Consider the following 10823-nt stretch of genomic DNA (forward strand, 5'->3'; position numbering starts at 1 on the left):
AAAAAATGAACAAAAGACATATAACATCTTTAATTTCACAACAATTTGGTAGATTTGCGAGTAAAGAATTTTCTCCAAAAATTCAGGGTATTGTTAATAATACTTATGTCGGTTTAATGGGTTTAGATATGAGTGATTTTTATGACCGCTCAACATATAAATCTTTAAATGCACTCTTTACAAGAAAACTAAGAGAAGATAGAAAGTTTTCTAAAAGAAAGGCTGAATTTATTTCTCCATGTGATTCTTATATATCAGAAAGTGGTGATTTAAATGACGAGGATGCACTTCAAATAAAAGGTATGAGATATGATTGTCATACTTTACTTGGAGATAACTTTAGTGATGAAGAAAAAAGTATAGTTGATAATGGAAAATTTATAAATTTTTATCTTTCTCCAAAAGACTATCATCGTTATCATATACCAACTGATTTACAAGTTTTAAAAGCTGTTCATATTCCAGGTAAATTTTATCCTGTAAATATCTCATCTCTTAAGATGAGAGTAAATCTTTTTATTGAGAATGAAAGAGTTGTCTTACTATGTGAATCTACAAATGGAAAGAAATTCTATATGGTGTTAGTAGCTGCACTCAATGTAGGTGTTATGCAGGTTTCATTTGAGCCAAATATAAAAACAAACTCTAGCCATTTAGAACCAACGCTTTATGAATACGAAGACCTTCATCTTAAAAAAGGTGATGATTTTGGATGTTTTGAAATGGGTTCAACTATTGTAATTATTGCAGAGGAAAATATGTTAGAGTTAGAAAATATAAATTATTCAGATGTTAAGTATGGACAAACAATAGCAAAATATGTATAAGAACCAAGAGGAAAAAGAAGAGTATATAGAAAAACTATTTAGCGACAAAGCACTTTTTGAGTGGGAGGTTTTACATATATCTTCTCACTATGATAGAGTGGAAGTTATGGAGATACTTTCAGATGTGCTTGTAACAGATAAGCTAAAATATGAGCTAAATTTTTTGTATATTAAAGAGTATAAAGATTTTAAATTTTCTCAAATTATTAATATAATTTTTCATGAAATAGCAAATGAATGGCTTAGTTTTGCTACCAATATAATGTATTATTCAAAAAAAGAGGCTATAGAGACCTTGCAAGATAAAAAAAAAGTAATTTTTATTCACACCTTATCCATCAATTATTATAAAAAATATAGACAACAAATATTTGAAAAAGTATCAAACACTTTTATTGAGTTGGTTTCAAATGCAAAAAATGATAAAGATACAAATAAATTAATAAATAAAGTTTTAAAAAGTGATATGATAAAAAATAAACAGATTTTATCTATGCATACTTTTTCTCAACTCTACAAAAGAGTTAAGATAGCCCAGGATGTAAAGACTGCTCAAGTAGCAACTACAAATACAAGACTAATAGAATTAAAAATAAGATACGAAAGTCAAAATGATGAAAAAGAAAAAGAAAGACTTTTAAGACTTTTTAAAAAAGATAAGTTAGAATTTGAAAAGTTAAAAAATGAAAGTTTAGATAACTTTGATTCAGGAGTTAGTAGACTCCACGACACAATGGTTCATACTATGATGAGTATGAACCATTAGTTGATTATTTACTGATTTTTGAAAGTAAATCAGGGTTTATAACAAGGTTTCGTACACCATGTGCATGGTCTTCATTAAAAGTATTACCTTTACACCAATCATTTAGAGACGCTATATTAACCTTTGCTACTTTAGGGCGAACACTCCATGTAACTTGAAATGGAGACCCCTTTTCATTATAAGAAGGTCCAGTGGTTGATCCAGCATATTGAATCGGAGTACCTGTATTTGATGGTATATTCGTAGCTTGATGTAAACCATTAACTACTTCATGTTTAGTTAGTATATTAAAATTAAGAGCATTTTTATCATTAACAAGAACATAAACCTGAGTTTCTACGCGTAGTTGAGGGTTTTTAATTGAGTCACTTAAACATGAACCCAAAGTTGGACCAGGTTTTACTTTTGCAGTTGAGTAAACATAGTGAACTTCAATAGTATCGCCAGAACTAAGCCCACCATGCTTACTTTGACAAGCTTCATTCTTAGTTAGTTTTAGTTCAGATTTACTTAGTTTAGATGAATATTTATATCCACTTTGGTAACCGTGACCATCTCCATTCCCTGCATATAGAGTAAATTCTCCACCTTTATGCTCTGCATTTTTATGAAAATGAATATTACATAGATTCATTTTTTTATAAGTAGGTGCTGAGTTAAATGCTCTTTCATTTTTACCTGTAAGCGCATCTATATCGCGTGGAGATTGTGGTCCAAACCCTACATTTTTAGTGTTTTTTGCTAGTGAAGTTCGTTGTGAAGCAATTACACTATCTGTAACTGTATTGTGAACACCATGATGTATATCTTTGGCGTTTAGGCTAAATGGTGCCATAGCAACTATGGCACATAACATTAAAGGGTTTATTCGTTTTTTCATTCTATTTCTCCTGTTTTAATAAGCATAAGTATATCAGAACTAATTGTTAACTGTTAAATATTAAACCTAAAATGCATAACATCACCGTCGTTAACAATATATTCTTTTCCTTCTAGTCTCATCTTGCCCGCTTCTTTAGCTTTGTTTTCCCCACCAAGTTCTACAAAGTCATCATAAGCAATAACTTCTGCACGAATAAAACCTTTTTCAAAGTCATTATGTATAGCTGCTGCCGCTTTTGGTGCTGTTGTATTTTTGCGAATTGTCCAAGCACGAACCTCTTTTACTCCCGCAGTAAAGTAAGACATAAGACCAAGCTTGTCAAATCCTTTATGAATGATTTGCTCAAGTCCAGATTCTTCAACACCCAGTTCATCTAAAAACTCTTTTGCTTCATCTTCTTCTAAGCCAATAAGTTCTTCTTCAACTTTTGCACAAAGTTTTATGATTTCACAGTTGTTATCTTGCGCATGTTTAGTTAATGCTTGAACATAATCATTATCTTCAAGAAGTCCATCTTCATCAACATTAGCACCATACATAATCTCTTTGTCTGTTAAAAATCTAACTTCATTGTTAAGCAGTTTATATATGTCAGTATCAGCTTCAGGGAAATTTCTAGCTAAGTTTCCATCAGCTAAAAATTCAACAAGAATTTCTGCCATTTCTAAAGCTGCTTTAGCATCCTTGTCTGCTTTTGCTTGCTTTTTTAGTCTTTGTATTCTGTTTTGTAAAACTTCAACATCAGCTAAGATTAATTCTGTTTCTATAATTTCTACATCTCTTAAAGGGTCGATGCTTCCTTCATTATGAACAATATTTTCATCATCAAAGCATCTTACTATCTGTAAAATAACCTCTGTTTCACGGATATTAGATAAAAATTTATTTCCTAGGCCTTCACCTTTAGACGCACCTTTTACTAACCCTGCAATATCTACAAAGTCTAAAGTAGAATACTGAAGTTTCTCTGGGTTAACAATCTTTGCTAACTCCAATAACCTTTTATCAGGAACAGGAACAACAGCCTTGTTTGGCTCTATTGTACAAAAAGGATAATTTGCTGCTTCTGCATTTTGTGCTTTTGTTAGTGCATTGAAAGTTGTTGATTTGCCTACATTTGGAAGTCCTACTAGACCGATTGATAATCCCATATTAAACCTTTTTTAAACATATAAAATAATTTTATAATAATATCCAAGTAAACTTATATGAATACTAAAATCTTATTAGATGTTTTTTAAGTATTGACTCATTAAACGAACTCCAGCCCCAGTTCCACCATAAACATTACAATCCCATGGACTTTCAGTATAGGCTGACCCTGCTATATCAAAGTGCATCCATTTGTTCTTGTTCTCTTCTTTAATAAATTTATCTAAAAATAGACCAGCTGTTATTGCACCTCCATAAGGTTTTGAAGATACATTTGATATATCAGCAATATCACTTTTTAGAAGCTTTTTAAGATGTCTGTTAAATGGAAGTGAGCCTATTAATTCTCCGGATGCACTTCCTGCTTTTGAAAAATCATGCTTTAGTTTATGAGAATGTCCCATAAGTCCTGTTGTGTATTGACCAAGAGCCACCATACAAGCACCAGTAAGCGTTGCAAAGTCAAAAATACCATCGGCTTTAACATTATCTTGAGCATAAGTTAAAACATCTGCTAAAACTAAGCGACCTTCAGCATCTGTATTTCTAACTTCAATAGTAGTTCCATTGCGTGATACTAAAACATCATCAGGTTTATAAGCATTTCCACCAATCATATTTTCAACAGCACCAACAAAAGCGTGAATCTCAACATCTAGTTTTAATTCACTTGCTGCTTTAATCATTCCAAGTACCGCACAAGCACCTGCTTTATCCATTTTCATTGTTACCATCGATGCAGCAGATTTTAGACTTAATCCACCACTATCATAAGTAAGACCTTTACCAACTAGAGAGATGATTTTTTTAGGATTAGCTGGTTTATATGTTAGATGAATTAATTTGCTATCATGAATAGAAGCTCGTCCAACAGCCAACATAGAGTTCATATTTTCTTCTTTTAACCTATCTTCACCAAGTATTTCACACTCTAATTTATTATCAGTTGCAAGTTTAGCAGCCAAAATAGCTAAAGTTTCAGGGTTTAACTCTTGTGGAGCAGTGTTTACAATATCACGAGTAAAACAAGTTGCTTTAGAGATTATAACTGCTTCATCAAAAGTTTTTTTAAGTTCATCATAGTCAAGCTCGTTAGATGCAAGAGAGATTTCTTTTAGAGTTATCTCATTTGGCTTTGATTTATACTCATTGAACTCATATCCACCTAGTATAATCCCTTCAACTATCCCAGTTAAAGAATTATTTTTTATAACACTAAGTGAAGCACTTTCGTAGTTTGAAGCTTTAAGAGCTTTTATTACACTAGCACTAGCACTTCTGATATCATCTATCTTTTTACTAGCTACTCCACAAAAAAGCAAACCTTTTTCATGTAGAAAACAGATAGAGTCTTGCTCTGCTTTGAAGCCTGCTTGATTTAGTATTTTAACTTCTGCATGCTCTTTTAGTGTGTCAGGAGTTAAAAACTCTGCTGTAATATCTGCTTTGATATCAGAAATGTTTTTGTTTAATAGTTGAATGTTCATAAAGTGTCCATGTTATTGAATTATTTTGAGAAATGGTATCTAAAAGAGTATAAAATATAGTTTATTTATATGATGTAAAATAGTGTCATAAAGAAATGAAAGATACTTCCGCCAAGTACAAAGAGATGCCAAATGGCATGATAAAATTTTTTATGGTCATTAATGTAAAAAAATACACCAAATGTATAAGAGAGACCACCGGCAATAAGAAGGTAAATACCTCCTTTTTCCATAGACTCGCTAAGCGGTTCTATCGCTACTACAATACTCCAACCCATGATTAGATATAAAAAAAGAGATAGTTTTTCAAAACGATTTGGATAAGTAAACTTCATATAGATGCCAAAAATTGCAGTCGCCCAGACAGCAGATGCAATAGAATATCCCCACACTCCTGCAAGAGAAACAAGAGTGATAGGAGTGTAGCTCCCTGCTATTAAAAAGTATATAGATGCGTGGTCAAATTTTTGAAACAACTCTTTTGTATGTTTATGTGTAATAGCATGGTACAGAGTGGACGAACCATACATAAGAATAAGAGTAGTTCCAAATATTGCACTGCTTGTTATTGCCATAGTTGAACCGCTAATACTTGCAAATGAAACTAATATGGCAAGTCCTGCTATGCTTAACGCTAATCCTAATCCATGAGAGATAGCGTGCCATATTTCTTCAAGAAGCGAAAAGTTATTTATATTTTCCATCCTTTACAATTTTTAATCGAAGTGAAGTATATCTTTAGCTTGGATCATATCTTTATCACCACGACCTGAAAGGTTTACGATGATAAGTTTGTCTTTTATATTTTTCATTTTTTTAAGATGTGCAACTGCATGGGCACTCTCAAATGCTGGGATAATGCCTTCTTTTTGTGATAACCATACAAAAGCATCTAGAGCTTCTTGGTCTGTTGCATTATCATATGTTACAGATTTATTATCATTATGAAAAGAGTGTTCTGGCCCGATTCCAGGGTAGTCAAGTCCTGCTGAAATAGAGTGAGCTTCTAATATTTGCCCATCTTCATCTTGAAGTGTATAGCTCATTTGACCATGCAAAACACCAGGACGACCTTTTTTAAGAGAACAGCCATGCTTGCCAGTTTCAATCCCCAGTCCACCAGCTTCAATACCAATACACTCAACCTCTTCATCTTCTAAAAAGTGCTGAAACATACCGATGGCATTTGAACCACCACCAATACATGCAATAACATGATCAGGAAGTTTATCTTCTTTTTCAAGTATTTGAGCTCTTGCCTCATAACCTATAATAGCTTGAAAATCTCTAACCATCATAGGATAGGGATGAGGACCAGCAACTGTTCCAATGATGTAAAAAGTATCTCTTGCATTTGTTACCCAGTGGCGAATAGCGTCATTCATAGCATCTTTTAGAGTTTTTGAACCACTCTCAACTGCATTTACTTTTGCACCTAAAAGTTTCATACGAAAGACATTTAGCTCTTGCCTGTGAACATCTTTTGCACCCATAAACACTTCACACTCTAAACCAAGTAAAGCACAGATTGTAGCAGTTGCCACACCATGTTGTCCAGCACCTGTTTCAGCTATGACTTTTTTATATCCAAGTCTTTTTGCCATTAAACCTTGCGCTATAACATTGTTAATTTTATGCGCACCTGTATGATTTAAATCTTCTCTTTTTAAGTAGATTTTAGCGTCAAGTTCATCAGAAATATTTTTAGCAAAGTAAAGTGGGGAAGGGCGACCTACATAGTCTGTTAGATAGTAGTGTACTTCACTCCAAAACACTTTATCAAAACGAATCTTTTCATACTCTTCTTTTAATCTAAGAAGTGCTGGCATAAGTGTTTCAGGAACATAACGCCCTCCAAAAATTCCAAAGTGACCATTTTCATCTGGGTCGTATTTTGACGCAGTTGGTATGTACATTAATTAACCTCTATTAAAGAATAAACAGGAGTTTTTTCTTCAAGTGTTTTAATGCCCTTTAAAAAAGTTAAACCGATTATGAAACAAGACTCTATACATTTTGCACCAGTTTGGTTTATAAGTGTTGCTGCTGCATTTGCAGTTCCACCAGTTGCAATGAGATCATCTATCATAAGAACTCTTGCATTTTGAACACCACTAAAAGCATCTATATGAACTTCAATTTCATCGATGCCATACTCAAGAGCATATTTTTCACTATAAGTTGTATATGGAAGTTTACCTTTTTTGCGAATAGGTACAAAACCAAGTCCAAGCATCTGTGCTAAAGAGGCACCAAATATAAAACCTCTAGCATCTATACCTGCTATGTAGTCTAAATTATACTCTTTGTATCGTTGGTAAAGATGATTCATTAAAACACCGTAAGCTTCTTTGTTATTAAGAAGAGTTGTAATATCTTTAAAAATTATTCCTTCTTTTGGAAAATCTTTTATATTTCTTATAGAGCCTTCAATTATTTTTCTCTCTGTGTTACTTAGTGTCATCTTATTATCCTTTATAGTAGAGCATCTATACGACTTTCAAGTGCTTTTATTTTTCCGTTTAATCTATCTGTTTCTTGTCTATGTTTAGTATTTCTTTGTTTTAAAACTTTAAGTTCATTTCTTAGTTTGTTTAACTCATCACTTAAAATATCAACATTTCCTAAAGCTCGTTGTAGCTGTATTTGATATTTTCTTATGAGGATTTCTGCTTCTTGAAGTGTCAGCTTCATTAAGTCATTACCTCTTTGTTCTTTATTTGTAATGCTTTTATAGTAAAACATTTTAACAAATAAATAAATTGATAATATCGATAAAAGTGTTAAAAGTGACCATTCCCAAAACATCGGTTTATCCTTTGATTTCTATTTTGGCTACGCGACCGATATGTCTTCCACCATCAAAACTTCCACCTAACCACGCATCTAAGATAGACTCCATGACGCCTTTTCCAACTATGCGTTCGCCAAAACATAATACATTTGCATCATTATGTCCTCTTGCGATTGTTGCAGTATAAGCATCATGACATAATGCAGCGCGTATGCCTTGATGCCTATTTGCTGCCATACTCATGCCGATACCAGAACCGCAAATCAAGATGCCTTGAGTTCTCTCATCATCTAAAACCTCTTCGCAAAGCTTATGCGCATAATCAGGATAATCAACTCTGTCAGTTGTAAATGGACCCAAATCAATAACTTCATGTCCTTTTTGTTTTAAAAGCTCTACTGTATAGTCTTTTAACTCTATCCCTGCATGGTCTGTTGCTACAAAAAATTTCATTTTTTTCCTTTATGATATTAGCAGATGCAAAATAGTTTGCACAGGCATTAGTAGTAGATAATCTTTTAGTGGTGTCATCAAAAGAATAAGAACCATAAAGATTCCATATTTTTCATTTTTATAAAAAAATTCTGCCACAGCATTTACTTTGTATTTTAGCGATAAGTGCATTAAAAAATGTGCTCCATCAAACTGAGGTATAGGAATAAGGTTAAATACTCCAAGAACAACATTTATTATAAGTAGTTGCGTAACAAAAAGATAAGCAAAAAGTTGAGCATCTAGTCCTGTTGGTTTACTCATAGAAACTAAAACTATAGATGCTAGGGCAGCAACAGTGAAGTTATAAACTATACCAGCTAAATCGACTTGCATAGCAGCGTTATAGCCACCTCTTCGTATAACTGTTGCAGTATTTATAGGTACAGGTTTTGCCCAACCAAATAAAAATCCACTCTCTCCACCTAAAAGCATAGGTATAAAGTACATAGATGCAGGAACTAATATAGTACCAACTAAATCAACATGTGTTAAAGGGTTTATAGATAATCTTCCAGCATTTTTAGCAGTTGTATCACCATACATATAAGCTACACATCCATGCATGATTTCATGCCCGATGATAGCTACTCCTAGAGCTAATACTGCTGCCAATATCTTTAGTATATCAATAGATTCCATGGTCATCTTTATCTAGTTTAATTCTTTCTTTTATTGCAAGGTCTAGATGCCTAGGTTCCTCGAGGTCACTTGGTGTTTTTCCTATTCTGTCCCATCTTATTTCCCAGTTATCATCAACTGAAAAGTAAACAAACCAAGGTGTTCCTTCTATATTTTCATAAGGAACAGCACCCCAAAAACGACTATCGTTTGAGTGATCTCTATTATCACCCATCATAAAGTAAGTGTCTTTTTGCACAGTAGTTGGAGGAAAGTAAAAAAGTTGCATAGGGTATCTGCCATTATTTATGATTTTTTCATCATTGTGAATTCCAGGATGTGCTTTTTTGTAAGGATTTTTAACCCAAAGTTTTCCAGAAAAAACTATAAGTTCAAAACCTTTAAAGTTCTCTTTTATCCACTCATCGCCTTCCTTATGGTGAATAAAAAGATTTTTTTGCGAAACAAAAAGTTCATCGCCTGGAAGAGCTACACATCTTTTTACATAGTGCTGTTTTGTATTATGTGGAGGTCTAAAGATAACAATGTCACCTCTTTGTGGTGTGTCACCATCCATTAAGCGTAGCTTATCACTCCAAGGCATAATAGACATTTCAATAAAAGGAATGTGCGGCATAGCCAAGCCATAAGCAAACTTTTTAGCAAAAAGATGATCACCTATAAGAAGAGAATCTTTCATACTTCCTGATGGAATTCTAAAAGCTTGAGCTATAAAAAAGATGATAAAAAGAACTATGGTTACAGTTCCTGTCCAAGAGTTTGAAAATCTATAAACTTTTAGTAAAAGTCCTTTCATTTATGCTCTCTCTTTTGCGTGAGTTTTTGCAGCTTTTAGTGTATTTCTAAGAAGCATTGCTATTGTCATTGGACCAACACCCCCAGGAACGGGAGTTATGTATGAACATTTTTTACTAACATTTTCAAAGTCAACATCACCAACAAGTTTACCATTGTCTGCTCTATTTATCCCAATATCTATAACAATGGCATCTGACTTTATCATATCTTGTGTAATCAGGTTTATAACACCAACACCAACTAGCAATATGTCAGCATCTAGAGTATGTTTTTTTAAATCATCAGTATGGATATGACAGATTTCAACAGTTGCATCTGCGTTTAAGAGTAGAGATGCCATAGGTTTTCCAACTATATTTGAGGCTCCTACAACTACGCAGTTTTTACCTTTAATGTCAATGTTGTACTCTTTGAAAAGTTCCATAACACCAAGTGGGGTACAAGGAACAAAGCCATCTAAACCTGTTGTTAATCTTCCAACATTAAAAGGATGAAAACCATCTACATCTTTGCTGGGAGTAACAAGCTCTAAAATCTTCGTTTCATCTATTTGTGAGGGAAGAGGAAGTTGAATAAGTATACCATCTATACTTGGGTTGTTATTCATCATTGATATTGTATTTTCAATAGTTTCTTGAGAGATATCTTGAGGCATCTCGTGAGTAACGGAGTAAAAACCTACTCTATCGCAAGCTTTCTTCTTCATATTTACATAAGCAGCACTTGCTGGGTCTTGTCCAACCAAAATTACTGCTAAACCAGGTACGATGCCTGTTGTTTCTTTAAAGTTTTTTACTTCATTTCCTAGTGCTATTTCTATCTTTTTTGAAAGTGACTTACCATCGAGAAGTTGCATTTAAACCTCTTAAATTATTTTTTTGTTATTATACCACTATATATTAAGTTACAGACCATAAATAACTTCATTCTCAACAATATTTAAAAGGTTTAGGTTCAAGGCAAGCTTTTTTTTGCGATACTA

General features: G+C 33.1%; 13 protein-coding genes. 2 read left to right on the plus strand and 11 right to left on the minus strand.

All coding sequences use genetic code 11. The annotated features are described in order from the left end of the window. Positions 1–5 precede the first annotated feature (5 nt). Together MOV42_RS06695 and MOV42_RS06700 are read left to right on the plus strand one after the other, a co-directional pair. The gene (locus MOV42_RS06695) at positions 6–827 is read left to right on the plus strand and encodes a phosphatidylserine decarboxylase (protein ID WP_324170419.1); all 822 of its coding nucleotides are present in this window, start codon (positions 6–8) and stop codon (positions 825–827) included. After that, positions 820–1593, plus strand: coding sequence for a hypothetical protein (locus tag MOV42_RS06700; RefSeq protein ID WP_324170420.1), 774 nt, complete (start codon positions 820–822; stop codon positions 1591–1593). Before MOV42_RS06695 ends, MOV42_RS06700 begins: the two co-directional genes overlap by 8 nt. Positions 1594–1597: 4 nt before the next feature. On the opposite strand, the gene MOV42_RS06705 is transcribed toward MOV42_RS06700, so the two are convergent. The 11 genes from MOV42_RS06705 to folD all read right to left on the minus strand — a co-directional run bounded on the left by MOV42_RS06705 (position 1598) and on the right by folD (position 10697). Then, entirely contained in the window at positions 1598–2473 is an 876-nt protein-coding gene (locus MOV42_RS06705) for a delta-class carbonic anhydrase (protein ID WP_324170421.1), read from the minus strand. A gap of 53 nt (positions 2474–2526) precedes the next feature. After that, positions 2527–3627, minus strand: coding sequence for a redox-regulated ATPase YchF (gene ychF / locus MOV42_RS06710; protein ID WP_324170422.1), 1101 nt, complete (start codon positions 3625–3627; stop codon positions 2527–2529). A 75-nt stretch (positions 3628–3702) separates the two neighbouring features. Continuing rightward, on the minus strand, positions 3703–5115 hold the full coding sequence (locus MOV42_RS06715) for a leucyl aminopeptidase (protein ID WP_324170423.1): 1413 nt from the start codon (positions 5113–5115) through the stop codon (positions 3703–3705). Between the two features lie 65 nt (positions 5116–5180). Continuing rightward, entirely contained in the window at positions 5181–5819 is a 639-nt protein-coding gene (gene trhA / locus MOV42_RS06720; RefSeq protein ID WP_324170424.1) for a PAQR family membrane homeostasis protein TrhA, read from the minus strand. A 12-nt stretch (positions 5820–5831) separates the two neighbouring features. Then, positions 5832–7031 (minus strand): tryptophan synthase subunit beta, encoded by a 1200-nt coding sequence (trpB, locus tag MOV42_RS06725; protein ID WP_324170425.1) that lies wholly within the window; start codon positions 7029–7031, stop codon positions 5832–5834. Then, the gene (locus MOV42_RS06730; protein WP_324170426.1) at positions 7031–7579 is read right to left on the minus strand and encodes an adenine phosphoribosyltransferase; all 549 of its coding nucleotides are present in this window, start codon (positions 7577–7579) and stop codon (positions 7031–7033) included. Before MOV42_RS06730 ends, trpB begins: the two co-directional genes overlap by 1 nt. An 11-nt stretch (positions 7580–7590) precedes the next feature. Then, a complete protein-coding gene (locus MOV42_RS06735; protein ID WP_324170427.1) occupies positions 7591–7923 on the minus strand; it encodes a hypothetical protein in 333 nt (110 codons plus the stop codon). Between the two features lie 4 nt (positions 7924–7927). Further along, on the minus strand, positions 7928–8362 hold the full coding sequence (gene rpiB, locus MOV42_RS06740) for a ribose 5-phosphate isomerase B (protein WP_324170428.1): 435 nt from the start codon (positions 8360–8362) through the stop codon (positions 7928–7930). Between the two features lie 9 nt (positions 8363–8371). Further along, positions 8372–9043 (minus strand): site-2 protease family protein, encoded by a 672-nt coding sequence (locus tag MOV42_RS06745; protein WP_324170429.1) that lies wholly within the window; start codon positions 9041–9043, stop codon positions 8372–8374. Further along, positions 9030–9839 (minus strand): signal peptidase I, encoded by an 810-nt coding sequence (gene lepB / locus MOV42_RS06750; RefSeq protein ID WP_324170430.1) that lies wholly within the window; start codon positions 9837–9839, stop codon positions 9030–9032. Before lepB ends, MOV42_RS06745 begins: the two co-directional genes overlap by 14 nt. Next, complete coding sequence (folD, locus tag MOV42_RS06755) at positions 9840–10697, minus strand: bifunctional methylenetetrahydrofolate dehydrogenase/methenyltetrahydrofolate cyclohydrolase FolD (protein ID WP_324170431.1); 858 nt, start codon at positions 10695–10697, stop codon at positions 9840–9842. Between the last annotated feature and the right edge of the window lie 126 nt (positions 10698–10823).

The sequence above is a fragment of the Sulfurimonas sp. genome, from assembly GCF_029027405.1.
In the GTDB taxonomy this organism is placed as follows: domain Bacteria; phylum Campylobacterota; class Campylobacteria; order Campylobacterales; family Sulfurimonadaceae; genus Sulfurimonas.

What these genes read in the sequence shown, in the direction of transcription:
- MOV42_RS06695 (WP_324170419.1), top strand. Translation starts at nt 6, where the DNA reads ATGAACAAAAGACATATAACATCTTTAATTTCACAACAATTTGGTAGA.
- MOV42_RS06735 (WP_324170427.1), bottom strand. Translation starts at nt 7,923, where the DNA reads ATGTTTTGGGAATGGTCACTTTTAACACTTTTATCGATATTATCAATT.
- trhA (WP_324170424.1), bottom strand. Translation starts at nt 5,819, where the DNA reads ATGGAAAATATAAATAACTTTTCGCTTCTTGAAGAAATATGGCACGCT.
- folD (WP_324170431.1), bottom strand. Translation starts at nt 10,697, where the DNA reads ATGCAACTTCTCGATGGTAAGTCACTTTCAAAAAAGATAGAAATAGCA.
- lepB (WP_324170430.1), bottom strand. Translation starts at nt 9,839, where the DNA reads ATGAAAGGACTTTTACTAAAAGTTTATAGATTTTCAAACTCTTGGACA.
- trpB (WP_324170425.1), bottom strand. Translation starts at nt 7,031, where the DNA reads ATGTACATACCAACTGCGTCAAAATACGACCCAGATGAAAATGGTCAC.
- MOV42_RS06730 (WP_324170426.1), bottom strand. Translation starts at nt 7,579, where the DNA reads ATGACACTAAGTAACACAGAGAGAAAAATAATTGAAGGCTCTATAAGA.
- MOV42_RS06715 (WP_324170423.1), bottom strand. Translation starts at nt 5,115, where the DNA reads ATGAACATTCAACTATTAAACAAAAACATTTCTGATATCAAAGCAGAT.
- MOV42_RS06705 (WP_324170421.1), bottom strand. Translation starts at nt 2,473, where the DNA reads ATGAAAAAACGAATAAACCCTTTAATGTTATGTGCCATAGTTGCTATG.
- rpiB (WP_324170428.1), bottom strand. Translation starts at nt 8,362, where the DNA reads ATGAAATTTTTTGTAGCAACAGACCATGCAGGGATAGAGTTAAAAGAC.
- ychF (WP_324170422.1), bottom strand. Translation starts at nt 3,627, where the DNA reads ATGGGATTATCAATCGGTCTAGTAGGACTTCCAAATGTAGGCAAATCA.
- MOV42_RS06700 (WP_324170420.1), top strand. Translation starts at nt 820, where the DNA reads ATGTATAAGAACCAAGAGGAAAAAGAAGAGTATATAGAAAAACTATTT.
- MOV42_RS06745 (WP_324170429.1), bottom strand. Translation starts at nt 9,043, where the DNA reads ATGGAATCTATTGATATACTAAAGATATTGGCAGCAGTATTAGCTCTA.